This is a genomic window from Pseudodonghicola xiamenensis DSM 18339 (assembly GCF_000429365.1).
Lineage (GTDB): Bacteria > Pseudomonadota > Alphaproteobacteria > Rhodobacterales > Rhodobacteraceae > Pseudodonghicola > Pseudodonghicola xiamenensis.
In genome coordinates, this window is the sequence record NZ_AUBS01000002.1 from 63,394 (window position 1) to 87,087 (window position 23,694).

The 23,694-nt window shown below is 65.6% G+C and carries 20 protein-coding genes; 9 read left to right on the forward strand and 11 right to left on the reverse strand.

The window, feature by feature from the left end:
- Positions 1–132 precede the first annotated feature (132 nt).
- Positions 133–594, reverse strand: coding sequence for an Lrp/AsnC family transcriptional regulator (locus G455_RS0103185; protein WP_035366057.1), 462 nt, complete (start codon positions 592–594; stop codon positions 133–135).
- Between the two features lie 135 nt (positions 595–729).
- Here G455_RS0103185 and G455_RS0103190 point away from each other — a divergent pair, with 135 nt between their 5' ends.
- Positions 730–4,149, forward strand: coding sequence for an indolepyruvate ferredoxin oxidoreductase family protein (locus G455_RS0103190; RefSeq protein WP_028092354.1), 3,420 nt, complete (start codon positions 730–732; stop codon positions 4,147–4,149).
- Positions 4,150–4,240: 91 nt separating this feature from the next.
- On the opposite strand, the gene G455_RS0103195 is transcribed toward G455_RS0103190, so the two are convergent.
- Genes G455_RS0103195 through G455_RS0103210 form a run of 4 tightly spaced genes read right to left on the reverse strand, consistent with a single transcriptional unit; the run spans position 4,241 to position 7,797 of the window.
- On the reverse strand, positions 4,241–4,870 hold the full coding sequence (locus G455_RS0103195) for a glutathione S-transferase family protein (RefSeq protein WP_028092355.1): 630 nt from the start codon (positions 4,868–4,870) through the stop codon (positions 4,241–4,243).
- 58 nt (positions 4,871–4,928) lie between these two features.
- Positions 4,929–5,939, reverse strand: a complete 1,011-nt coding sequence (locus tag G455_RS0103200) for a YcjF family protein (protein WP_028092356.1) — start codon at positions 5,937–5,939, stop codon at positions 4,929–4,931.
- Positions 5,936–6,385 (reverse strand): GNAT family N-acetyltransferase, encoded by a 450-nt coding sequence (locus G455_RS0103205; protein WP_028092357.1) that lies wholly within the window; start codon positions 6,383–6,385, stop codon positions 5,936–5,938. The genes G455_RS0103200 and G455_RS0103205 overlap by 4 nt, the downstream gene beginning before the upstream one ends.
- On the reverse strand, positions 6,382–7,797 hold the full coding sequence (locus tag G455_RS0103210; RefSeq protein ID WP_028092358.1) for a YcjX family GTP-binding protein: 1,416 nt from the start codon (positions 7,795–7,797) through the stop codon (positions 6,382–6,384). Before G455_RS0103210 ends, G455_RS0103205 begins: the two co-directional genes overlap by 4 nt.
- A gap of 99 nt (positions 7,798–7,896) precedes the next feature.
- On the opposite strand from G455_RS0103210, the gene truA reads away from it, so the two are divergent.
- Entirely contained in the window at positions 7,897–8,667 is a 771-nt protein-coding gene (truA, locus tag G455_RS0103215) for a tRNA pseudouridine(38-40) synthase TruA (RefSeq protein ID WP_028092359.1), read from the forward strand.
- 52 nt (positions 8,668–8,719) lie between these two features.
- Here truA and G455_RS0103220 read toward each other — a convergent pair whose 3' ends face one another.
- The 5 genes from G455_RS0103220 to G455_RS23225 form a co-directional block, all read right to left on the reverse strand.
- Positions 8,720–9,001 (reverse strand): cupin domain-containing protein, encoded by a 282-nt coding sequence (locus G455_RS0103220; RefSeq protein WP_229861723.1) that lies wholly within the window; start codon positions 8,999–9,001, stop codon positions 8,720–8,722.
- A gap of 612 nt (positions 9,002–9,613) precedes the next feature.
- Complete coding sequence (locus tag G455_RS0103225; protein WP_028092361.1) at positions 9,614–10,312, reverse strand: fumarylacetoacetate hydrolase family protein; 699 nt, start codon at positions 10,310–10,312, stop codon at positions 9,614–9,616.
- Between the two features lie 200 nt (positions 10,313–10,512).
- Positions 10,513–10,953 carry a type II 3-dehydroquinate dehydratase gene (aroQ, locus tag G455_RS0103230; protein ID WP_028092362.1) on the reverse strand — a complete coding sequence of 147 codons (441 nt, stop codon included), beginning with the start codon at positions 10,951–10,953 and terminating at the stop codon, positions 10,513–10,515.
- Between the two features lie 74 nt (positions 10,954–11,027).
- The gene (gene gph, locus G455_RS0103235) at positions 11,028–11,684 is read right to left on the reverse strand and encodes a phosphoglycolate phosphatase (protein ID WP_028092363.1); all 657 of its coding nucleotides are present in this window, start codon (positions 11,682–11,684) and stop codon (positions 11,028–11,030) included.
- 123 nt (positions 11,685–11,807) lie between these two features.
- Entirely contained in the window at positions 11,808–12,773 is a 966-nt protein-coding gene (locus G455_RS23225; RefSeq protein WP_084436977.1) for a class 1 fructose-bisphosphatase, read from the reverse strand.
- A 442-nt stretch (positions 12,774–13,215) separates the two neighbouring features.
- Here G455_RS23225 and hemP point away from each other — a divergent pair, with 442 nt between their 5' ends.
- The 3 genes from hemP to G455_RS0103260 all read left to right on the forward strand — a co-directional run bounded on the left by hemP (position 13,216) and on the right by G455_RS0103260 (position 17,713).
- Entirely contained in the window at positions 13,216–13,383 is a 168-nt protein-coding gene (gene hemP / locus G455_RS25915) for a hemin uptake protein HemP (RefSeq protein ID WP_084436978.1), read from the forward strand.
- Positions 13,384–13,527: 144 nt separating this feature from the next.
- Positions 13,528–14,508: an efflux RND transporter periplasmic adaptor subunit gene (locus G455_RS0103255; protein WP_028092364.1), complete on the forward strand. Its 981-nt coding sequence runs from the start codon at positions 13,528–13,530 to the stop codon at positions 14,506–14,508.
- Positions 14,501–17,713, forward strand: a complete 3,213-nt coding sequence (locus tag G455_RS0103260) for an efflux RND transporter permease subunit (protein WP_028092365.1) — start codon at positions 14,501–14,503, stop codon at positions 17,711–17,713. The genes G455_RS0103255 and G455_RS0103260 overlap by 8 nt, the downstream gene beginning before the upstream one ends.
- A gap of 201 nt (positions 17,714–17,914) precedes the next feature.
- On the opposite strand, the gene G455_RS0103265 is transcribed toward G455_RS0103260, so the two are convergent.
- Positions 17,915–18,778, reverse strand: coding sequence for an NAD(P)-dependent oxidoreductase (locus tag G455_RS0103265; RefSeq protein ID WP_028092366.1), 864 nt, complete (start codon positions 18,776–18,778; stop codon positions 17,915–17,917).
- 267 nt (positions 18,779–19,045) lie between these two features.
- Here G455_RS0103265 and G455_RS0103270 point away from each other — a divergent pair, with 267 nt between their 5' ends.
- The 4 genes from G455_RS0103270 to G455_RS0103285 all read left to right on the forward strand — a co-directional run bounded on the left by G455_RS0103270 (position 19,046) and on the right by G455_RS0103285 (position 23,585).
- Positions 19,046–20,170 carry an extracellular solute-binding protein gene (locus G455_RS0103270; RefSeq protein ID WP_028092367.1) on the forward strand — a complete coding sequence of 375 codons (1,125 nt, stop codon included), beginning with the start codon at positions 19,046–19,048 and terminating at the stop codon, positions 20,168–20,170.
- 108 nt (positions 20,171–20,278) lie between these two features.
- Positions 20,279–21,382 (forward strand): ABC transporter ATP-binding protein, encoded by a 1,104-nt coding sequence (locus tag G455_RS0103275; protein WP_028092368.1) that lies wholly within the window; start codon positions 20,279–20,281, stop codon positions 21,380–21,382.
- The gene (locus G455_RS0103280) at positions 21,379–22,752 is read left to right on the forward strand and encodes an ABC transporter permease (protein ID WP_028092369.1); all 1,374 of its coding nucleotides are present in this window, start codon (positions 21,379–21,381) and stop codon (positions 22,750–22,752) included. Before G455_RS0103275 ends, G455_RS0103280 begins: the two co-directional genes overlap by 4 nt.
- Positions 22,749–23,585, forward strand: a complete 837-nt coding sequence (locus G455_RS0103285) for an ABC transporter permease (RefSeq protein ID WP_028092370.1) — start codon at positions 22,749–22,751, stop codon at positions 23,583–23,585. The genes G455_RS0103280 and G455_RS0103285 overlap by 4 nt, the downstream gene beginning before the upstream one ends.
- Positions 23,586–23,694 lie beyond the last annotated feature (109 nt).

Here is a 23,694-nt window from a genome sequence, read left to right on the forward strand (position 1 = left end):
ACGTTAGGTCAAGCATCGGGCAAGAAAATTCCCTGAGAGCCGACAGCCGCGGCAACCAAGACATATGCCGCGTGACACCCCCCGGCGGCTTGATACAGCGTCGCGTCAAAACCGTCGATGACAGCGCCCCACCTAACCCGTGATCGGGCCGCTGCGTTTGATCGTCCGCAATACGACATTGGTCTGGGCACTGGCCACCGCCGGCAGGCGGAACAGGAAATCTTCCAGGAACCGGTTATAGGCCTCAAGGTCACGACACAAGACGCGCAGATGATAATCTGCCTGGCCGGTCGTGGCATAACATTCCTGCACTTCGGACTTGGTTTCGACCGCGCGGATGAATTCGACGATCCGGTCCGGGTCGTGGCGGGTCAGATGCACATGGACGATGGCTTGGAAACCCAGCCCCATCTTCGCCGGCGAAACCACCGCGCCATAGCGCTCGATCACGCCCGCCTCCTCCAGCGCGCGCACCCGCCGCCAGAGCGCCGAGGCCGACATTCCCACCGCCTCGGCCAACTCGGCGTTGGAGCGGCGGCAATCCTGCTGCAGCAGGGTCAGCAGCCGCAGGTCGCGGGTGTCGAGCGGCATCATCGGTTTTTCATTTCTGATTTCCCCCTCTGAACGAAAATTTATACCGATATTGCGCAAAAATCCACCAAATCTGGCAGGCATTTCCGCCCCACCCGGGTGATCATTTCGAAAAGCCACACCATGGACAGCCCCGCCATGAGCCAACATGACCCCGAATTTCACACTTATCGGCTGCAGGACCGCTATGACCTCACCACCGGCCGGGTGTTCCTGACCGGCACCCAGGCCTTGGCGCGGATCATGATGGATCAGGCCCGCCGCGACCGCGCTGCCGGCCTCAACACCGCCGGCTTCGTCTCAGGCTATCGCGGCTCACCGCTGGGCGGGCTGGATCTGGAGCTGTGGCGCGCGCGGGACCGACTGGAAGCCGACAAGATCACCTTTCTGCCCGCCATCAACGAGGAGCTGGGCGCCACGGCCGTGCTGGGCGCCCAGCAGGCCAGTCTCGACCCCGATTGCGAGGTCGAAGGCGTGTTTTCCATGTGGTACGGCAAGGGCCCCGGCGTCGATCGGTCGGGCGATGCGCTGAAACATGGCAACGCCTATGGGGCATCACCGAAGGGCGGCGTTCTGGTGGTCGCAGGCGACGATCACGGCTGTGTCAGCTCCTCCATGCCGCACCAGAGCGACGTTGCGTTCATGGCCTGGTTCATGCCGACACTGAACCCCGCCTCGGTCGCGGAATATCTGGAGTTCGGCGAATACGGGCTGGCGCTGTCGCGATTCTCCGGCTGCTGGGTGGGGTTCAAGGCGATCTCGGAAACCGTGGAATCGGCCCGTTCGGTCGATCTGCGTCCGGATCGCGCCTTTGTCATGCCCGATCTGCCGCCCTATCCCGGTGGGCTGCATGTGCGCCCCTCTGACCTGCCGTCGCCCGAGATCGAAACCCGCATCCGGGCCAAGCTGCGCGCTGTCCGCGCCTTTGCCGAGACCAATCCGATCGACCGCGCGATCTATGACATCCCCGACGCCCGCTTCGGCTTTGTCACCACCGGCAAGGGTCATCTGGACCTGATGGAAGCGTTGCGCCTGCTGGGCCTGAATGAGACCGCCTGTCGCCGGCTGGGCATCGACATCTACAAGGTCGGCATGGTCTGGCCGCTGGCCCGGCGCGACGCGCTGGAGTTCGTGCGCGAGAAACACGAAGTGCTGGTGGTCGAGGAAAAGCGCGGCATCATAGAAAGCCAGTTCAAGGAATATTTCTATGACTGGCCCGGGCACAAGCCCGAGAAGATGGTCGGCAAATACGACAGCCAGGGCAATCCGCTGATCCCCTGGGTGGGAGAACTTGATCCGTTGATGCTGGTGCCCGTGGTTGCCGCGCGGCTGGATCGGTTGTTCCCCGAGGAGGGGCTGCCGGCCAAGGCGCGGGCACTGACCGAAACGCCGCCGCCAGTCCTGACCGTGCCCGGTGCCAGCCGCACGCCCTATTTCTGCTCGGGCTGCCCGCACAATACATCGACCCGGGTGCCGGAGGGATCGCGTGCCGCCAGCGGCATCGGCTGCCACGTGATGGCCAGTTGGATGAACCGCTCCACCAGCGGCTATGCCCAGATGGGGGGCGAGGGCGTGCCGCATGTGGCGACGAGCCTCTTCACCGGTGGCAAGCACATTTTCCAGAACCTGGGCGAAGGCACCTGGTATCACTCCGGCAGCCTGGCGATTCGGCAGGCGGTCGCGGCCAAGACCAACATCACCTACAAGATCCTCTATAATGATGCCGTTGCCATGACTGGCGGCCAGCCGGTCGACGGGCCGGTCAGCGTGTCGGGCATCGCCCAGACCTGCCGCGCCGAGGGGGTGGACCGCATCGCGCTGATCTCCGACGACATCGGCAAGTTTCACCGCGCCGATTTCCCCGCCGGCACCAGTTTTCACGACCGGGCAGAGCTGGATACGCTCCAGCGCGAGCTGCGCAATATCCCCGGCGTCACAGTGCTGATCTATGAACAGACCTGCGCCACCGAGAAACGCCGCCGGCGCAAGCGCGGCACGATGGCGGATCCGGCAGAGTTCACGTGGATCAATGATCTGGTCTGCGAGGGCTGCGGCGATTGCTCGATCGCCTCGAATTGCCTGAGCGTTGAGCCGCGCGAGACGCCTTTGGGGCGCAAACGGCAGATCAACCTGTCGTCCTGCAACAAGGATTTCTCTTGTGTTTCAGGATTTTGCCCGAGTTTCGTGAAAATTTACGGAGGCGAGCGACGGAAAACTCCGCCCTCTACGTATAACTTCATGGCGATTATCGCCACGCTGCCCACCCCGGGGTCACCCCCACTCACGGAACCATGCGACCTTTTGGTCACGGGGGTGGGCGGCACCGGCGTGGTCACCGTCGGCGCGCTGATCACCATGGCCGCGCATCTTGAGGGCAAGGGCGCCTCGGTTCTGGATTTCACCGGCTTCGCGCAGAAATTCGGCACGGTGCTGAGCTTTATCCGCCTGGCGGAGCGGCCCGAGGCGATCCATCAGGTGCGGATCGGCGCCGGCGCGGCAGATGCGGTGATCGGTTGCGACGCGGTGGTCAGCTCGTCCCCCAAGGCCAGCGCCCATTACCGGCGCGGCACCAAGGTGGTGCTGAACCGGGCCGAAATGCCAACCGGCGATCTGGTGCTGCACCGCGACGCCATGCTGCGGATCGACGAGAGAGAGGCCGCCATCGCCACTGCGGTCGGCGCGCGGAACCTCACCGGCCTTGATGCCAATCGGGAGGCCGAGCACCTGTTGGGCGACACCGTTTTCGCCAATATCATCCTGCTGGGGGTCGCCTGGCAGCAGGGGTTGGTGCCGGTCAGCGCCAGCGCGCTCGACCAGGCCATCGTGCTGAACGGGGTGGCAGTGGAGCAGAACCGCGCCGCCTTTGCCATCGGTCGCATTCTGGCCGCAGCGCCGGAGCGGCTGGTCGAACTTCGCCAAGCCCCCCGTGCCGAGCCCGAAACGCTGGCGCAGGAGATCGACCGGCGCGCGGCCTTCCTCGCGGGCTATCAGAACGAAGCCTATGCGGCGCGCTATCGCGACCGGCTGACGCGATTCGCCACCAAGAGCGGCGCGCCCGAGGCCCTGCTGCGCGCAGCAGCACAATCGCTGTTCCGCCTGATGGCCTATAAGGACGAATTCGAGGTCGCCCGCCTGCTGACCGATCCAGGTTTCGAGGCTGAGCTGAAAGAGAAATTCGCCGGCGATTTCCGGATTGAATATCAGCTTGCCCCGCCGCTGCTCAGCCGGGGCCGCGACGCGCGGGGACGCCCGTTGAAGCACCGCTTCGGCCCCTGGCTGCGGCCCGCCCTGCGGGGACTGGCCCGAATGAAGGGGCTGCGCGGCAGTGTTCTGAACCCTTTCGGCCATCATGCCGAGGCGGGACTGCACCGCGATCTTATGGTCTGGTACGACCGGGTAATGACCCGGGTCGAAGACGCCTATAGCCCCGCGCGGCTGGACGATTGCCTGGCCCTGCTGCGCGCGCCGCAAGACATCCGCGGCTATGGTCCGGTACGGATGGCAGCCGCGGAAAGAACCCGAGCCGCCACCGACGATCTGCTGGCCCGACTGGGCTGACGGTGTTCGAAATTGGTCGCAAAGTCGGGATCGTAATCCGGCGCGGGCCTCGGCTTTCACCCAACCGTCCGGCCCGCTTCGGAAACCGATCTCACAACGCGGCGCTGGGGCGGGCCTTGATGCCGTCGAACCAGGCCTGGGTCGCGTTGTTGCCCTCAGGGATGCGGGTCTTGATCACCCGGGCGAAGTCGATGAAGACAAAGCCGGTGATATCGGCCAGCGTGAACCGGTCCCCGGCCAGAAAGGCGCTGTCGCTCAGCCGCGCCTCGATCATGTCGAAGAAGGCCGCCACCCGCGCCCGGCCGCGTTCGACCAATTCCGGGATCTGCTCGTAATCCTGCGGTCCGGGAATGGCGCGCCCCTTCATATGGGGGTTGGAATTGCGGAAGGTCTCCGAGATCGGCATGCCACCATGCTGCTCGACCAGCGCGTTCCACATCATCACCAGCCCCTTCTCCTCCGGCGTCTCGCCCAGAAGCGGCGGTTCGGGAAAGCGCGCCTCGAGATAAGCGGCAATGCCGAGGTTTTCGGCCAGCATCGTGCCCTCTTCCGTCACCAGAACCGGCAGGGTGGCGCGCGGATTCACCTTGCGGAACGCCGGGCTGAGCTGCTCCCCCTTGGCGATCGAGATATCGCGGCTCTCGATCTCAAGCCCCTTCTCGGCGATGAACATCCGCGCCCGTCGCGGATTGGGGGCGGTGGAACAGTCGTAAAAGATCATCTGGGGTCCTCCTCTGGCCGCCACGTTACCCGCGTGGGCCAGCCAGACAACCCCCGTCCTAACGCCCGAGCAACCCGGTGAGCGCCCGTTTCACCATGCCCCGGACCGAAGGCTTGTGGCGCGGGGTGAAGGCCAGCGGCCGGCAGACCTCCATCGCCGCGACACCGACCCGGGCCGAGAGCGCGCCATTGACCAGCCCCTCGCCGAAGCGCCGCGACAGCTTGCTCAGGATCGAACCGCCCAGCAGCGGCTCCAGCATGTCGTCGCCCACCGCCACGGCCCCGGTCGCCACCAGATGGGCGAAGACCGCCCGCATCAGCCGCCAGCTTCCCAACAGCCCGCCGCGGCCGCCATAGACCTCGGCCACCCGGCGGATCATGCGCAGATTGGCGGTCAGCGCCACCGCCACATCGGCCAGCGCCAGCGGCACCAGCGCCGTCACCGTCGCCACCTGCCGCGCCGCCGCCTCGACCTCGCGCGAGGCACGGGCGTCGAGCGGCGCCAGAACCTCGGCCTCGACCAGTTCCAGCACGGCGACCGCGTCGAATTGTTCCGCCAGCCGCTCCTCCATCCGGGCGCGGCCCCAACGGGTGTCCTCGCGCCCCGCATAGAGCCCGATCAGCCGGGCGGCAACCGCCTGGGCCTGTTCCAGATCGGCATCGGCCAGGGCGACATCAGCCTGCCGCCGCAGCCCGTCCAGCCGTTTGAGACGCCCCAGCGCGGCCAGTTCGCGCAGCACCAGAAGCGCCACCACCAGCAGCAGCGCCACGATCAGCGCCGCCACCGCCCAGCCCAGGATCGGCACCCGGTCGATCAGCCGATAGATGAAATCCCACGCCGCGACCGAGATCACCGCGCCCAGCACCCCGCTCAACAGCCCCCAGAACCAGCGCGCCAGCCTTGAGGGCCGGGCGCCGGCGATCCGCGCCGCCCGCCCCATCGCCGTTGCTCCGGCCTCGGGCCAATCGGGATCGGGCCAATCGGGATCGGGTACCGGCGCAGCCTCAGCCACATCCGGCAAGGCCTCGCCGCTTTGCTCCAGATCGAACACCACCGGCCCCTTGGTCATTGCGCCGCCTCCCTTGGCCAGACCATGGTGATATCCGGCAGGTTTTCGTCATTCTCGGCACCATCGCCGCGCGCCACCTCGGCAAAACCCGCGCGCAGATAAAAGCGATGCGCCCGCCTATTGGCTTCGATCACCCTGAGCCACAGCCGGGGCGACCGCGCCTTGGCCTCGGCCATCAGCAGATCGGCCACCCCGCTGCCACGTGCATCCGGAACGAGGTAGAGCGCGCAGATCTCCTCGCCATGACGGGCAAGGAAACCCACCACGGCGCCGGCGTATTCCGCCACCGTCACCCAGCCCAGCGCGATCATCACATCGCAATGGGCGATCGCCTCGGCCCCCGAATGGTGATCGGGCATCCAGTCGGTATCGCGCTGGAAGCGATGCAGGATATCCCCCATCGCCCCGGCATCGAGCGGCCGGGCGGCGCGCAGGAAAAGGCTCACAACCGGTCTCCGATCAGGAATTGCGCAGCGCGGTCCAGCCGGATGTGCGGTGGCCCGTCGCCTGGATGCAGCGCCAGCGGCGCCGGGGCAAAGCGCATCAGCCCGTAGTCGGCGCCGAGCCAGGAGCGCGCGCCCTGGCGCGCCGGGGCGAGAAGCTGCGCCGGATCCTCCGGCAGCTCTCCCGGATAGAACGCCGCCTGCCGGCCATCCTCCAGCAGCCGGCCGCGCACACAGGCCAATTGCTGCCCCTCATGCTCGCGCATTTCCTCGGTGGTGGTGCGCAGCGCGGCGATGGCCATCGCCGCCGTCTCCGCCCCGGCGAATTGCGCACGATCCCGGGCACTGCGGGTCAGCGCCTCCATGATCGCGGTCAGCCGGGCGTGCTGGCTGTGGTGCAGGTGATCGGCCTTGGTGGCCGCAAACAGGATGCGATCGACCCGCTTGCCGCGCCAGAGCCGGGTCAGGAAGGCGTTGCGACCGGGGCGGAAGGCGCCCAGGATGCCCTCCATCGCGCGGCGCAGATCCTCGACCCCCTGCGGGCCGGCATGGATCGCCCCCAGCGCATCGACCAGCACCACCTGCCGGTCGATGCGGGCGAAATGATCGTGGAAGAAGGGTTTCACCACCTTGGCCTTATAAGCCTCGAACCGTCGCTCCATCTCGCGCAGCAGGCTACCGCGCCGGCTGGCGCCCTCGGGGATCGGCGCGAAGGTCAGGACGGGAGAGCCGGCCAGATCGCCCGGCAGCAGGAACCGCCCCGGCGGGATGCAGTCATAGGACCCGCTGCCCTGTGCGCTGTCGAGATAGGCGGTAAAGCTGCGCGTCAGCGCCTGCGCCACCGGTTCGTCCAGCGCGGCATCGGGATCGGCGGCACGGGCCTGATCCAGATAGGGCTGCGCCTCGGGCCGATGGGCCAGCCGGTTCAGCGCATCCTCCGCCCAATCGCGATAGGACATGTCCAGAAGCGCCAGGTCAAGCAGCCATTCGCCCGGGTAATCGACGATATCGAGATGCACGGTCCGCGGCCCCTGCAGCCCCGCCAGCAGCCCCGAGGGCCGCACCCTGAGCGACAGCCGGAGTTCCGAGATCGACCGGGTGCTTTCCGGCCAATGAGGGGTCGGGCCGGTTAGCGCCGCCAGATGCTCCTCGAACTCGAACCGGGGGACGGTGACATCGGGTTGCGGTTGTAGAAAGGCGGCCTCGATCCGCCCCTCCTGCGCCGCCACCAGCCCGGGCATCCGCCCGCGGTCCAGCAGGTTCGCCACCAGAGAGGTGATGAAAACCGTCTTGCCCGAGCGGGCCAGCCCGGTGACCCCGAGCCGGATGACCGGTTCGAAGAAGGTTTCGGCAATGCGCCCGCCGAGGCTTTCGACCCCGCGCGCAACCTCATCCGCCAGATCGGTGATGATCAAATCCGTCTCCCACCTCAATGCCCGTCCAAGATAGGCACGCCCGCGCCCGGGGCCAAGCGGGACTTGCCCGCGCCGGCGCGCCGCGCTACTGCCCGGGCCATGCCACGTTACGCGTTGAAAGTCGAATATCAGGGCGCCCCCTTTGCCGGCTGGCAGAGGCAGAAGGAACATCCCTCGGTCCAGGGCGCAATCGAAGAGGCGCTGGCGCGGCTGCAGCCCGGCCCCCATACCATCGCCGCCGCCGGGCGGACGGATGCCGGGGTTCACGGTCTGGGTCAGGTCGCCCATTGCGATCTGACCAAGGACTGGGATCCGTTCCGCCTGTCAGAGGCGCTGAATTACCATCTGAAGCCGCAGCCCGTCGCCATTGTCGCCGCCGCCCGGGTCGATGATGACTGGCACGCACGGTTTTCGGCGCTGGAGCGGCAATATCTGTTCCGTATCCTGGTCCGCCGCGCGCCGGCGACCCATGACGCGGGGCAGGTCTGGCAGATCAATCATCCGCTCGATGTCAAAGCGATGCAGGCCGGCGCCGATCTACTGCTGGGGCGGCATGATTTCACCACCTTCCGCAGTTCGATCTGCCAGGCGGCGAGCCCAGTGAAGACGCTGGACGAATTGCGGGTCGAGGCCGTTGAGGGGTTCTCAGGCCCCGAGATCCATTTCCACGTGCGCGCGCGGTCATTCCTGCACAATCAGGTGCGCAGCTTTGTCGGCACGCTGGAACGCGTCGGCGCCGGCGCCTGGGCGCCCGAGGATGTGCGCGCGGCACTCGAGGCGCGCGACCGCGCTGCCTGCGGCCCGGTCTGTCCGCCGCAGGGCCTGTATCTGGCGCGGGTAGGCTATCCCACCGATCCCTTCGCGACTTAGCCGCGCAACAGGATCACTCACGCCGCTCGGCGCGGCGCCGCGAGAAGCCGCCTCAGGCTGCGGTGCGCGGGGCTTCCAGCAGCTCGATCTCGACAAAGGCGCATTCGAAATCATTGGGGTTGATCACGTCATGCTCTGCCCCGAGCGGCTTGTAATAGGGCACGCCGTTCTGCACCGGCCACTGGATCACCTCACCGTCCGGCAGATGGATTTCCAGAAACCCGTCGAACAGCGGCACCACGACATAGTCGTATTCATGCCGATGCCAGCCGGTGCTGTCGCCGGGCGCCTTGAACCGCCATTCGGTAACGCGGACACGCTCGTTGTCGATCATGGCTGTGGCCAGGGCCGATCCGCCTTCGGAACACATGGGAAACCTCGCTGTTGTTTCAGCGAAGCCTAGGGGCGCCCAATCTCCTGACATATAGCCACTTTTTCAGTGTCGAGCAGGCCAGTTTGATGCGCCCCGCCCGGATGAAAATCACTTGCCCCCGGGAGGAAGACGCACACCGGCGGCGAGCCACACGTCCTTGCTTCTGTACTCTCAGCCCGGCGGCGCCCGTCAGCCCGCACCGACGACGCTGATGAGGAACCGCCCCCCTGATGTCCTCGCCCACGGCGCAAACCGAATACAGGAGGCGCGGCCTCATCTCGCCCCGACCGCCAACAGAGACGCCGCCTCCCTCTGGCGGTCGAAGGATCGTTGAAGGCCTGGCAATCCGGACATGAGCCACAATTTCCGATCCAGCCTGCCGCCGATCACCACCCCATCATTGCCGTCACCATCGCCAACCCGCCATATCGGCTCTGGTCCATGGCACCATGCCAGTTTCGCGAATCCGGCATGATACCTCTGGCGCCACAGGTCACATGTTCGCTCAGGTCGAGACCCAAGCCGCAATGCCCTGCTGCGCGGACCAGCCCCCGATCCTCACCGGTCCGGGCGTTACTCAGCCTCGGCCAGCGTCAGTGAAATCGGATCGAGCCCGTCAATCCCCCCGGTCATGACATCGCCCGCCACCACCGGCCCGACGCCCGCCGGCGTGCCGGTCATGATCAGATCGCCCGGCCGCAAGTGATAATATTTCGACAAATCGGCGACGATCTCGGCCACATTATGGATCATGTCACCCAGACGCGCATCCTGCCGAACCTCGCCATTCACTTCCAGATGAATGCGCTGCGGCCCGATATCACCCAGTTCCGCCGCCCTGGTCAGCGGTGCGAAAACGGCCGATCCCTCGACATCCTTGCCCAGGTCCCAGGGCCGCCGCTTGTCCTTGCCCAGTTGCTGCAGATCGCGTCGCGTCATGTCGAGCGCGCAACCATAGGCATAGATCGCATCCGCCGCTTCCGCTGCCGAGACCCGGAACACCGGTTTGCCGATCGCCAGCACCAGCTCCATCTCGTAATGGAAATCCCCGGTCCCCGGAGGATAGGGCAAGATTTCCCCGCTCATCAGCGTCGCCTGCGCCGATTTGGTGAAATAAAACGGCGCCTCGCGATCAGGCTCCACCCCCATCTCGATGGCGTGGGCAGCATAGTTGCGACCGACGCAGAAAATCCGGCCCACCGGATATTCCGCCGCCTCTCCCTTGACGGGAATGGAACGAACCACGGGCGGTTCAAACAGATATTGGGTCATTTGCTACGTTCCTCCTGAAAGCCCGTTCAGACTGCTGCAGATGGCGCCCGGCACGACCTGCCCCCGATGGCACGCGCCTCAAGGGCATTGGCCCGGACCGCCCTCCCCGGCGCATACCCCCAAAGTCAGGTATGGAAAAGCACCCCTCGCCCCGGCATGCGCCCGCAAAGGTCCGTGCCGGGGCGCCCCCCGGGCAGACCTCAGCCCAGCAAGACCGCCATCCGCCTCAGCGCCAATTCATAGCCCTGAATGCCAAAGCCCGCGATCACCCCTTCGGCCCGCAGCGAGACATAGGAGTGATGCCGGAAGCTTTCACGCTTGTGGACATTGGAGATATGCACCTCCAGCACCGGCCCGTCGAAAGCGCTCAGCGCATCGAGAATCGCCACCGAAGTATGGGTATAGGCGGCAGGATTGATGATGATCCCCGCCGCTGCCTCGCGGGCCCGATGGATCATCTCGACGATCTCGCCCTCGTGATTCGACTGATAAAGCGCCGTCTCCAGCCCAAGCTCCATCGCCAGCGTGGCGCAGCTGCGCGCCACATCCTCCAGCGTGTCATGCCCATAGATCTCGGGCTCGCGCTTGCCCAGAAGGTTCAGATTGGGCCCGTTGAGGATATGAATGGTCCGGCTGCGCATGGCACTGTCCTGTCGTCTGTCTGCCCCTTCAGACTATCTCGCGGGGCGTGAAACCGAAACCGGAAACCGCCCGCTTACACCGCCGCCAGAAGCGTTTCGACCAACTCAGGAAAGGCCTCATAGGCATCGAAACGCGCGCGCTGCGGCAATGCCTCTACAGGCGACTTGCGGTATCCTTCGGTGAACAGCAGGAAATCCACACCGGCGCGCCGCGCGGCCTCCGCATCGAACTCGCTGTCCCCGACATAAAGCGACACCTCAGCCCCCAGCCCGGCAAAGGCCGCATGCAACGGCGCCGGATCGGGCTTTTTCACCGCCAGCGTATCGCCACCGATCAGCACGTCGAAATAGGGCGCCAACCCCAGCGCCGCCAGGATGTGACGCGCCGGCGCCTCGGGCTTGTTGGTGCAAACCCCCAACACATGCCCCTGCCCCCGCAACTGCCCAAGCGCAGCGATCACCCCGGGAAACACCCGGGTCCGCTCGGTACTCTCGGCGCCATAGACCTCGACCATCCGCGCCACCAAGGCCGCGTGTTGCGCCATCGGCAGATCGCGTGCCTGCATTGCCTGCTCCATCAGTGGCGGGATACCGCCACCGATGAACCGGATCACGCTGGCCAGATCAAAGGGTGTCGCCCCCGCCTCGGCCATCACATCGTTCAACGCTGCCTGAATATCCGGCGCGCTGTCCACCAATGTGCCATCCAGATCGAAAACAATCGCCGCCATGGGCCGTTCCCCTCTCTCCTCACCCCCCGATCGCCGCGCTTCGGCCTTTTTCTGGCCGGAAATATCCCGGGGGCAGGCCGCAGGCCGTTGGGGGGCAGAGCCCCCCTTTGCACTCAGCCGGTGTCAGCCGGCCTGATGATAGGCCGTGATCCGATCGACCTCTTCGGTCGAGCCGAAAACCAGCGGCGTGCGCGCATGCAGCTTGTCAGGCACCTGATCCAGCAGCGCCAGCCGTCCGGTGGTGGCGCGCCCGCCCGCCTGCTCGATCAGAAAGGCGATCGGCGCGCATTCATAGACCATCCGCAGCCGGCCCGCCTCATAGCCCTTGCGGCTGTCCGACGGGTAGAGGAACACGCCACCGCGCGACAGGATGCGATGCGTCTCGGCCACCAAAGAGGCAACCCAGCGCATGTTGAAATTCTTGCCCAAGGGGCCCGCCTCGCCTTTCTGGCAATCGGTGACATAGGCCTGCACCGGGGCCTCCCACCGCAGCGTGTTCGAGGCGTTGATGGCGAATTCCTTGGTCGCCGCCGGGATCGGCTTGGGGCTGGCGACCGGCTTGAACACCCGGTCTGCAGGATCCAGCACAAAGGTCAGCACGCCGGCGCCGAAGGTGACCACCAGCGCCGTCATCGGCCCATAGACCACATAACCGCCAGCCAGTTGCTCGCGCCCGGGGCGCAGGAAGGTCTCGGCGCCGCCGGCCTGCGCCGTCCGGATCGAGAAGATGGTGCCGATCGACACGTTGACGTCGATGTTGGACGATCCGTCAAGCGGATCGATCGCCAGACCCAGCGTGCCGTCGGCATCGATCTCGACCACATCGTCCTGCTCTTCGGACGCGTACCAGCGCACCCCGGTGCCCGGCAGCGCGGCGGCAAAGGCCTCGTCCGCCATCACGTCCAGCGCCTTCTGGTTGTCGCCGTCCGAATTGTTGCCGACCTCTGCCGCCAGCGATCCACCGCCCAGGGGTCCGCGGGCGATGGTCAGGGCCAGATCGGCAGAGACGCGCGCCAGCGCCTGCATCGGGGCGACCAGCGCCTCGGGAATGCTGCCTGCGGGCGCGATAAGGCTGGGGGTGGTGGTCAAGGTCTGGTCCTCCGTCCTCGGGATGGCTGAAACTCGCGGTTCCTGACCTATAGGGAATTCCGGCGCCGGAAAAGCGGATTAGCAGCAGCGCCGGGGAATTTCGGCCCGATCCGGTGCAGGGACACGCACCGGCGCCACCAGAGCGGCACCACTTCGCCGCCCCGTAACCCGACAAAAATACTCGGATTGACAAAGGCGAGAAAATTTGTCAGTTATCAACTCATCCAGCCAGTCCGGAGCCCCGGATCAGCCAGCCGAAGGAAATAGGGAACGCGCCCATGCACAGCCCGAATGCCCCCCGGCCCCTCAGTGACAGACTGGCCGGTACACCCGCCCAAGTGGCATCCGAAGTCTTCGGCATCCTCGGCGATGCCGGATTTTGGTCCGGGTTTTCCATGGACGCCGTGATCGACCGTATCGAGGCCGAAACGAGGATCAGGCGATGACCATTCAGACCACCGACACCATTCGCAGCATTACCGCGCAATCCGTCCCGGCGCATCAGGCCGAGATCCTGACCGGCGGCGGCAATCTGGCGCATATCACCCTGGGTGGCCAAATCTACACCCTGCGGATCACCCGCGCCGGCAAGCTGATTCTGACCAAGTAGTTCGCCCGGCCAGACCCTCCGGCGCGCAACAGAACGCGACGCATCGGCCACCTCCTGCTGCCTGTCGAATCCCCGACTCGGGATTGCAAAACATTCCATATTGTGCATCTGTATCGGGATGAATGAGGGTAGTGAGGAGTGGCGATGCGGACGTTCATTTTGGGAACCGCACTGACGGTTCTGGTGGCCGCCTCCATGGCGACCGCGGCAGAGCAACCGGTCGAGCGGCACGAGATCACCGAATGGAAAGCCGTCTTCGGACGGATCGAGGCGCGCGACCAGATCAGCGCACGCAGCCGGATCGGCGGCACTTTGGTGTCGATCGACGTGACCGAGGGCAGCACTGTCAGCGAAGGTCAGGTGATCGCAACCGTGCACGACCCCAAGCTGGCGCTGCAGCTCGAAGCCTCGCAGGGGACTATCGACGCGCTGCAATCGCAGCTCGACAACGCCCGGACCGAACTCAAGCGTGGCGAAAACCTGCAAGATCGCGGCGTGATCACCAACCAGCAGCTCGACAGTCTGCGTACCAATGTCAGCGTACTGGAAAATCAGATCGCCGCGGCCGTCGGTGACCGGCGGGTGATCGAAGAGCAGGCCGCCGAAGGTGCCGTGCTGGCACCGATCGCCGGCAAGGTCCTGGATGTCCCGATCACCAAGGGCACGGTTCTGCTGTCGGGCGAGACCGTCGCCTCGATCGGCGGCGGTGGCTTCTTCCTGCGTCTTGCCGTGCCCGAGCGCCACGCCCCCTATCTACGCGAGGGCATGGACATCCGGATCGGATCGAATGGCGACGACCGCGCCGGTCGGCTGGCCAAGGTCTATCCCGAAATCGACAACGGCCGCGTCATCGCCGATGTCGAGGTCGAGGGGCTGAACAGCGATTTCGTCAACGCCCGGGTTCTGGTCAGCCTGCCGGTCGGCAAGCACGAGGCCCTGCTGGTGCCCGCCACCGCGATGATCACCCGGATGGGGCTGGACTTCGTCCCCATACGCCGCCCCGATGGCGCAATCGTGCATCGCGCCGTGGTTCCCGGCACCACGGTCACCCTGAATGGAACCCCGATGGTCGAGATCCTCTCGGGGTTGACCGATCGGGACATGGTGGTGACCGACCATGACTGACACCCCTGACGGCAAGGAAAAGGGGCTGGGCATCGCCGGCGGCCTGACCAGGACGTTCATCCGGTCTCCGCTGACGCCGCTGATGATCCTGGCCGCGCTGATGGTCGGGCTGGTCTCGCTGATCAGCCTCCCGCGCGAGGAAGAGCCGCAAATTTCGGTGCCAATGGTGGATATCCATATCCAGGCACCCGGATTGCGGGCCGAAGATGCCGCCAAGCTGGTGACCGAACCGATGGAAACCATCGTGCGCGGCATCGGAGAGGTGGAGCATGTCTATTCCACCTCGACCGACGATTACGCCATGGTCACCGCGCGCTTCCTGGTCGGCACCAACGCCGATTCCGCGATCCTGCGGGTGCATGACAAGGTGCGCGCCAATATGGATCAGATCCCGGTCGGGATAAGCGAGCCGCTGATCGTCGGCCGCGGCATCGACGATGTCGCCATCGTGACCCTGACATTGACGCCGAAACCCGGTGCCGAGGCAATGACCGCCAATGACCTGACCCGCGTCGCGCGTGAATTGCAGGTCGAAATGGCCAAGGTCCAGGACGTGGGGCTGACCTATATCGTCGGCGAAAGTCCCGATGCCATCCGCATCGCCCCCGACCCGGACAGGCTGGCACTGTTCGGGGTAACGTTGCAGGGGCTGGCGGCCAAGGTGAAGGCCGCGAACGAAGCCTTCTCGACCGGTCGGGTGCGCGACAAGGGGCAGCAAATCCCGCTGGTCGCCGGCGAAACCCTGCAGGCCCCCGCCGAGATCGGCAATCTGCTGCTGACCACCCGCGACAACCGCCCAGTCTATGTCCGCGACGTGGCCGATATCAGCTTCGTGCCCGATACCTCGGACAAGATCGTCAGCAACATCGCCCGTGACGGCAACGGCGGGCTGCGCCGCACCCCGGCCGTCACCCTGGCGGTGGCCAAGCGCGCCGGCGCCAATGCCGTGGTGGTCGCCGAACAGATCCTCCACCGCGTCGATCTGCTGAAAGAGACACTGATCCCGGAAAACGTCGCGGTCGAGGTGACGCGCGATTATGGCGAGACCGCTAATGAGAAGGCGAACGAGCTTCTGTTCCACCTCGGCCTCGCCACCATCTCGATCGTGGCGCTGGTGTTCTTCGCCATCGGCTGGCGCGAAAGCATCGTGGTGGCCATCGTCATCCCGGTGACCATCCTGCTGACGCTCTTTGCCGCCTGGATCATGGGCTACACGCTGAACCGGGTGTCGCTCTTTGCGCTGATCTTCTCGATCGGCATCCTGGTCGACGACGCCATCGTGGTGATCGAGAACATCGCCCGCCACTGGGGCCTGCCGGAAAAGGGCGACCGCGCCGAAAAGGCCGTGCGCGCAGTGGCCGAGGTTGGCAACCCCACCATCGTCGCCACCCTGACCGTGGTGGCGGCGCTGCTGCCGATGCTTTTCGTCTCGGGCATGATGGGGCCCTATATGTCGCCGATCCCGGCGAATGCCTCGGCGGCAATGATCTTCTCGTTCTTCGTGGCGGTGATCATCACCCCCTGGCTGATGCTGAAGGTCGCCGGCCACGCGCCGCTGCATGCACATGACGGCGCCGGCCATGGCGGTCGGTTGGGCAAGATTTATGCCTCCGTCGCGCGGCCGATCCTCAAGACCAAGGGCCGCGCCGGTCTCTTCCTGCTGGTGGCGGCCGGGCTCAGCTTCGGGTCGATGACGGCCTTCTACACCAAACACGTGACGGTCAAGCTGCTGCCCTTCGACAACAAGTCAGAACTGGCGGTGATGATCGACCTGCCCGAAGGGTCCCCGGTCGAGGCCACCGACGCAGTGGCCCAGGACGTGGCCCGGGTGATCATGGATCTGCCCGAGGTGATCTCGATCCAGACCCATGCGGCGGCGGCCTCCCCCTTCAACTTCAACGGGCTGGTGCGCCACTACTATCAGCGCGCCAATCCGGAACAGGGCGATCTGCAGGTCAATCTGACCCCCAAGGGTGACCGCGACCGCTCCAGCCACGAGATCGCGCTGGATATCCGCGACCGGATCGCCAAGGTGGCGGTGCCCGCCGGCACCGTACTCAAGACGGTCGAACCGCCCCCCGGCCCGCCGGTGATCTCGACCCTGCTGGCCGAGGTCTATGGCCCCGATGCCGAAACCCGCCGCGAGGCGGCGCGACTGATCCGCCAGGCGTTCGAGGCGGTGCCCTATATCGTCGACGTCGATGACAGCTTCGGCAGCCAGAGCCGGCGATTGCGCGCCACCGTCTCGACCGACCAGACCGAATTCTTCGGGGTGGACGAAGGCGATGTCTTCTCGACCATCCAGATCCTCAATGGCGGCACCACGGTGGGCTACTCCCATCGCGGTGACGGTCGGCGCCCGATCCCCATCGTGGTCGAGCGCGACAAGACCCACAAGGTGGTCGACGAAAGCTTCCTGACCACGCCGATCCCGGCCAATGTCCTGCCCGGCGCCCGCGGCGTCGTGGAACTGGGCGACGTGATCGACCTGAAGGAGGAAAAGGTCTCCTACCCGATCTTCCGCCATAACGGGCGCACCGCCGAGATGGTCCAGGGCGAACTGGCCGGCCAGTTCGAGGCGCCTCTTTACGGCATGATCGCAGTGGCCGACCAGATCGAGAAAATGGACTGGCCCGACGGCACCAAACCCACCATCTCACTGCATGGCCAACCCGAGGACGAAAGCCATGTGACGCTGCTGTGGGACGGCGAGTGGGAGGTGACATGGGTCACCTTCCGCGACATGGGCGCCGCCTTCGGCATCGCCCTGGTGGGGATTTACATCCTGGTGGTGGCGCAATTCGGATCGTTCCGGCTGCCGCTGGTGATCCTGACGCCGATCCCCCTGACCTTCCTCGGCATCATCGGCGGCCATTGGCTGTTCAACGCCCCCTTTTCGGCCCCCTCGATGATCGGCTTCATCGCGCTCGCGGGCATCATCGTGCGGAACTCGATCCTGCTGGTGGACTTCATCCGCCATGAGGGTCGACCCGACACGCCGCTGGTCGAAACGCTGATCCTGGCCGGCTCGATCCGGTTCAAGCCGATCCTGCTGACCGCCGTGGCGGCGATGATCGGCGCGGTGGTGATCCTGGCCGACCCGATCTTCCAGGGGCTGGCGATCTCGCTCCTGTTCGGTCTGCTGACCTCGACCCTGCTGACGGTGCTGGTGATCCCGGCGATCTACCGCGTCTTCAAGACCTGAGGCGGCAGGCGAAATAAACGCGAAACGCCCGGGGGTTTCCCCGGGCGTTTTCATTTGATCGCAGCGTTTCGCGGCCCTTCTGGCTCCGCCCGGAGCGGGCTGAAACGGTCCCCCGGGGCATTCTTCCCGGTCTTTTTCTGGCCCAAAATATCCCCGCCGGAGGCCTGCGCCGCAGGCGCAGTCAGGACATGACGACGACGCTCAGCGCAGCCGCTTGATCAGGGCCGAGGTGTCCCAGCGCGCGCCGCCCATGTTCTGCACATCCTTGTAGAATTGATCGACCAGCGCGGTCACCGGCAGGCTGGCGCCGATCTCGTTGCCCGTGGCCAGGCAAATCCCCAGATCCTTGCGCATCCAGTCGATGGCAAAGCCATGGTCGAACTTGTCGTCGATCATGGTGCCATGGCGGTTGACCATCTGCCACGATCCGGCCGCCCCGCCTGCGATCACCTCGACCACAGCGCGCCCGTCAAGGCCCGCCTTCTCGGCGAAGGCCAGGCCTTCGCTCAGCGCCTGGACCAGGCCCGCGATGCAGATCTGGTTGACCATCTTGGTCAATTGCCCGGCGCCGCTTTCCCCCAGCCGCTTGATCGACTTGCCATAGGCCTGCATCACCGGCTCCGCCGCCGCATATTGATCGGCATCGCCGCCGCACATGATCGACAGCACGCCGTTCTGGGCCCCCGCCTGCCCGCCAGAGACCGGCGCATCGACAAAGCCGAGGCCTGCAGCCTTGGCCGCCGCATACATCTCGGCGGTGACCTTGGCCGATACGGTGGTGTGATCGACAAAGAGCGCGCCGGGCTTCATCCCCGCGAAGGCGCCCGCGTCGCCGATGCAGACCTGGCGCAGATCATCATCATTGCCAACGCAGGCCATGACGAAATCGGCACCTGCCACGGCCTCAGCCGGCGTCGGGGCCGAGGTGCCGCCATGCTCCTTTACCCAGGCCTCGGCCTTGGCCGCAGTGCGGTTATAGACCGTCACCTCATGCCCCGCCGTCACCAGGTGGCCGGCCATCGGATAGCCCATCACCCCCAGCCCCAGAAACGCAACCTTCGCCATATCGTCGTCCTTTCGGTCATTCGCTCTGCCGCCCCGCCCGCCCTGCGCGGGGGGGGGGGGGGCGCTGATGTCATGGCCGGACCCTAGCGGCATCCGCAGCGCGGAGCAAAGCCCACAACCTCGCTTGCCCTCGTTTCACAAATCTGAAACAAAACTATCACCAAATAGTCTTCTGCCGGCGCTAGTGGCGAAAACAGTCTGATCCACAGCCGCGTGCAACCGCACATGGCCTGCCGGAAATCATGAACCGCTCATGGAGGAATGACGATGAGCTTCTCGCGCCGTAATGCCCTGAAACTGACCGCCGCCGCCGTCGCCGCCCCTGCGGTGCTGCGCGCCACGGACGCTCTGGCCTCTTCGGGCAGTGTCAAGGTTCTCGCCTGGCAGGATTACATCCAGCCCAATATCGCCGAGAAATTCGAATCCGACACCGGCATCAAGCTGGAACTCACCACCTTCGGGTCGAACGACGAGGCGATCTCGACCGTGCAGGCCAGCGGCGGCAAGGGGTTCGACGTGGTATTCCCCTCGATCACCAATGCGGCGGGCTATACCGACGCCCATGGCGAAAGCCTCTTCGCACCGGTCCCGGCCGCGGTGAAAAGCAGCGCTATCATCCCCTCGTTCCTGCGTGACAGCGCCACGCTGGGCGGGGTGCATGCGGGCGAACAGATCCTGCTGCCCTTCGACTGGGGCACCGAGGGCGTCACCCTGAACCGCGCCAAGCTGAACATCGCCGATGCCGATATCTCCTTCGGCGATCTCTTCCTGCAGCCGCAGGCCAAGGGCAAGGCGTCGTTCCGGCAGAAATCCTCTCTGATCGGCGCCGGCCTCTATCTGGACGCGATTGGTGACGTCCCTTCGAACCGGATGCTGGACGTCTACAAATCCGAAGCCGATGCCGAACGCGTGTTCGACGGCATCGTGAAATGGATGCTGGCTCATAAGGAAAACTTCGGCGCCTTCTGGAACAATGCCACCGAAGCCTCCGCCGCCTTCAAAGAGGCCGGCTGCGTCATCGGCCAGACTTGGGACACCACCGGCCTGCTGCTGAACCGCGAGAATTCGGATTTCGTCTATCGCGCGCCGAAAGAGGGCATCATCACTTGGCTCGACAGCTTCGGCATGCTGAAAGGCGCACCGAACAAGGAGCAGGCGGTCGCCTTCATGAACTTCATGCTGCAGCCTGAAGTGGGTGGCATGTTCGCCAACAACACCGGCTACAACTCGGCCGTGGCCGGCGCTGCCGAATTCACCACCAACGAATACCGCAAGCAGTTCAACGAGGTTTATACCCCGGCAGTTCTGGGCAACATGTGGTGGTGGCAAGCGGATACGCCGTTCTACGCGCCGACCGTCAACAAATACGTCGAGATCCTGACCAACGCCTGAGGCACCGGATCAGAATGACCATGACACCCGGGCGGGGGCCACAGCCCCCGTCCGGATCGTTTAGAAGACTGCCCCCCAGAAAATCCTGTGAAGAGAAAAGGGAACGACATGCGCGGCAAGGATGTGGTTCTTGAAGGCGTCGGGATCACCTATCCCAACGGCTTCACTGCGGTGCAGCCCACCGATCTGCGGATCGAGGCAGGTGAGTTCTTTTCGATCCTTGGCCCCTCGGGCTGCGGCAAGACGACGATCCTGCGCGCGGTCTCGGGCTTTGTCGACCCGACCCAGGGCCGCATCCTGATCGGTGGCGAGGATCAGGCCGGCATCGGCCCCAACGCGCGACCGACCGCACTGATCTTCCAGAACCTGGCGCTGTTTCCCTTGATGCCGGTCTGGGAGAACGTCGCCTTCGGGCTGGAGGCGCGCGGCATCGGCAAGCGCGCCCGGCGAGCCCGCGCGCAGGAGCTTCTGGAACTGGTCGCGCTTGGCGACCAGGGCGACAAGATGCCGGGCGAGTTGTCGGGCGGTCAGCGCCAGCGCGTCGCCATCGCCCGCGCCCTGGCGGTGGAGCCCGCGGTTCTGCTGCTGGACGAACCTCTCTCGGCGCTCGATCTCAAGCTGCGCCAGCACATGCGGGCCGAGCTGCGCGATATTCAGAAAAAGACCGGCGTCACCTTCATCTATATCACCCATGACCAGGGCGAAGCGCTGACCATGTCCGACCGCATCGCGGTGATGAACGCAGGGGTGGTCGAACAGGTGGGCACCGCGGATCAGATCTATGGCGCGCCGGCCACCGCCTTCGCCGCCTCTTTCGTCGGCGAAAGCAACATGATCGCCGGCCGGGTGCTGGAGGTGCGCGACGGCCATGCCCTGATCGAGACCGCGCTTGGCCAATTGGTCGGGCGCAACCCAGCCGGATTGGGCGCCGGGGCGGCCGCCATGCTTTTCGTCCGCCCCGAAGCGATGCGGATCGGGCACGGAGAGAACGCGATGGCGGCACAGCTCTTGCGGCGTGATCTCGAGGGCGCCTTTCTGAACCTCTTCTTCCACGCCGCCGGTCACGAACTGGCGGTGCATGTCACCAATGACGGCAGCCGACCCGACATGGCCCCGGGCGAGGAACATCGACTGGGCTTTGCCGCCGCTGCCGCCGTGGTGCTGCCCGAGGGGCCGCTGGCGCGCACCGGGCAGGAGCTTGCGGCGCAATGACGTCGCTGCTGCGGGGATACGGGCGCGGGCTGGTTCTGGCCTTCTTCGCGCTGGTGCTGATCTGGGGGCTGGTACTGATCATCCTGCCGCAGCTCACAATGCTGGAAAGCGCGCTGACGCCGCCGCGCCAGGCCCTGGCCAGTTCGGTGGTGCTGGAACTGCGGCGCGATGCGCAGACCTGCGCTCTGGTGCTCGACCGCTACAAGGACCCCGCGCCGGCAAGCTCCGGTGGGCTGGCGATCCCCTCGCCCTCGATAATGGCAATGCCCAGCCCCTCGGGCCAGGCGACACCGACGATCTCGGGCGGAGGCAGCTCCGGCGCGCGGCCCTATATCCTACAATGCGATCGTGCCACCACCCACCGGCAACTGCCGAACGGCGCCTGGATCGACGAGTCTCAGGGCCTGCCGGCGCTTTCGGTGCGGGAAAGCGATCCGATCCCGCAGCAGATCGAGACCGCGCATGAGATCGCCACGCTGGCGCAGGGCCTGTTCGAGCGGCTGAAACAGCAGGAGGCTGCGGCCTTCCCCTATTCCACCGGCAATTTCGCCACGCTGCTGGCCCCCAGGCTGATCCCGCTGCCCGCCGATCAGCGCGCGGCGGAAGAGGCGAAACTGTCGAACCGCCTCTATCGCCTGCTGGGGTTGCGGTTCGATCAGGGGGGCGAGACCTTCGAACGCCTTGGTATGACCACGCTGGTGCGCACGCTGACCTTCGCGGTGATGGCGACCGCGCTGGCGTTGGTGATGTGCTATCCCATCGCCTACAAGGTCGCGCTTGCCACCCCGCCGGAGCGTGCTGTCTGGCTGTTTCTGGGCCTGGTGATCCCCTATGCCATCGTCGAGCTGATGCGGATCTATGCCTGGACCACGATCATCGACAATCAGGGGCTGATCAACGGGCTGTTGCTGCAGGCCGGGCTGATCGCCGAACCGATCCAGTTCAAGCGGATGGCCGGCACCATCTTTCTGGTGATCGTCTATACCTATGTGCTGTTCATGGTCTTCCCGATCTTCAACGTGATGTCGACGCTCGACCGTAACCAGATCGAGGCGGCGCGCGATCTGGGCGCGGGGCCCTTCAGGGTGCATCGCCGGATCATCATCCCGCATGCCAAGCCGGGCATCGCAGTGGGCTGCATCGCCACCTTCATGCTGGCCGCCGGCGCCTTTTCGGTGCCCCGGATCATCAGCCGCGGGTTGCAGGCGGAATGGTTCAGCCAGACCATCTATAACAAGTTCTTCGAATCCGAAAATTCCAACGTCGGCGCCGCCTACAGCTTTGCCTATACGCTGGTCTGCTTCGTGCTGGTGGCGCTGTTCATGTGGATCATGCGTACCCGGCTGAAGGATTTCGCGAGGGTGCAATGACCGCCAACCGCCTGCTCTCTGCCTATACCTGGGCCTTCCTGATCTTCATGTTCGGACCGCTGATCCTGATGGTCGTCAGCTCGTTCAACGATGTCTCACCGCCCTCGGTCACCGAATGGCACGGGCTGACCGGCAAGTGGTACGCCTTTTTCTGGATGCCGGAGGAGGCGCTCAGGGCCGACCCGGTGCTGCGCGCGCTGGACCGCGACCGGTTCATCGGCTGTTTCGGCAATTCGCTGACCGTGGCCGGGGTGGTGGTGCCGCTGTCGCTGGCCTTGGGACTGGCGGGCGCCGTTCTGCTGACCCGCTGGCGGTCACGGGCGAACGGCGTGCTCTGGTGGGTGCTGCTGTCGCCGATGCTGGCACCGGGCATCGTTCTGGGCCTGTCAGCCCTGGTGTTCTGGGGGCGGCTTGGCGTCAATGCCGGGCTCTTCACCATCATTATGGCGCAGGTCACCTTCGTCGCCGGCTATCCGATGCTGATCCTGATGGCGCGACTGCAACGCCAGCCGATCGAGCTGGAAGAGGCGGCGCTCGATCTGGGGGCGACACCGCTGCGGGTGTTCCGCCGGCTGACCCTGCCCTATCTGGCGCCAGCACTGATTTCGGCCGGGGTGATCGCCTTCATGGCCTCCATGGAGAATTACAACACCACCATGTTCGCCAAGGGCGGCGCCTGTACCTTCTCGACCGAGATCGGCGCCATGGCGCGCAATCCCAACGGCCACCCGCCGGTGATCAACGCAGTGGGCACGGTGATCATCCTGCTGACGGTGGCGGCGGCACTGGCGCATACCTTCCTGAGCCGGCGCGAGGGGCGGAAGGCGGAGTAGGAGGAGGCTTGCGCCTCCTGCCTCCGGCGGCCGTATTTGCATCGAGAAGAAGCTGCAGGCGCCCTTGTCTTCCGCTGGCTCTGGGCGTCACATCGCAGTGCCCGCCCTG

What these genes read in the sequence shown, in the direction of transcription:
- G455_RS0103185 (WP_035366057.1), bottom strand. Translation starts at nt 594, where the DNA reads ATGATGCCGCTCGACACCCGCGACCTGCGGCTGCTGACCCTGCTGCAG.
- G455_RS0103190 (WP_028092354.1), top strand. Translation starts at nt 730, where the DNA reads ATGAGCCAACATGACCCCGAATTTCACACTTATCGGCTGCAGGACCGC.
- G455_RS0103195 (WP_028092355.1), bottom strand. Translation starts at nt 4,870, where the DNA reads ATGATCTTTTACGACTGTTCCACCGCCCCCAATCCGCGACGGGCGCGG.
- G455_RS0103200 (WP_028092356.1), bottom strand. Translation starts at nt 5,939, where the DNA reads ATGACCAAGGGGCCGGTGGTGTTCGATCTGGAGCAAAGCGGCGAGGCC.
- truA (WP_028092359.1), top strand. Translation starts at nt 7,897, where the DNA reads ATGCCACGTTACGCGTTGAAAGTCGAATATCAGGGCGCCCCCTTTGCC.
- G455_RS0103220 (WP_229861723.1), bottom strand. Translation starts at nt 9,001, where the DNA reads ATGATCGACAACGAGCGTGTCCGCGTTACCGAATGGCGGTTCAAGGCG.
- G455_RS0103225 (WP_028092361.1), bottom strand. Translation starts at nt 10,312, where the DNA reads ATGACCCAATATCTGTTTGAACCGCCCGTGGTTCGTTCCATTCCCGTC.
- aroQ (WP_028092362.1), bottom strand. Translation starts at nt 10,953, where the DNA reads ATGCGCAGCCGGACCATTCATATCCTCAACGGGCCCAATCTGAACCTT.
- gph (WP_028092363.1), bottom strand. Translation starts at nt 11,684, where the DNA reads ATGGCGGCGATTGTTTTCGATCTGGATGGCACATTGGTGGACAGCGCG.
- hemP (WP_084436978.1), top strand. Translation starts at nt 13,216, where the DNA reads ATGACCATTCAGACCACCGACACCATTCGCAGCATTACCGCGCAATCC.
- G455_RS0103255 (WP_028092364.1), top strand. Translation starts at nt 13,528, where the DNA reads ATGCGGACGTTCATTTTGGGAACCGCACTGACGGTTCTGGTGGCCGCC.
- G455_RS0103260 (WP_028092365.1), top strand. Translation starts at nt 14,501, where the DNA reads ATGACTGACACCCCTGACGGCAAGGAAAAGGGGCTGGGCATCGCCGGC.
- G455_RS0103265 (WP_028092366.1), bottom strand. Translation starts at nt 18,778, where the DNA reads ATGGCGAAGGTTGCGTTTCTGGGGCTGGGGGTGATGGGCTATCCGATG.
- G455_RS0103270 (WP_028092367.1), top strand. Translation starts at nt 19,046, where the DNA reads ATGAGCTTCTCGCGCCGTAATGCCCTGAAACTGACCGCCGCCGCCGTC.
- G455_RS0103275 (WP_028092368.1), top strand. Translation starts at nt 20,279, where the DNA reads ATGCGCGGCAAGGATGTGGTTCTTGAAGGCGTCGGGATCACCTATCCC.
- G455_RS0103280 (WP_028092369.1), top strand. Translation starts at nt 21,379, where the DNA reads ATGACGTCGCTGCTGCGGGGATACGGGCGCGGGCTGGTTCTGGCCTTC.
- G455_RS0103285 (WP_028092370.1), top strand. Translation starts at nt 22,749, where the DNA reads ATGACCGCCAACCGCCTGCTCTCTGCCTATACCTGGGCCTTCCTGATC.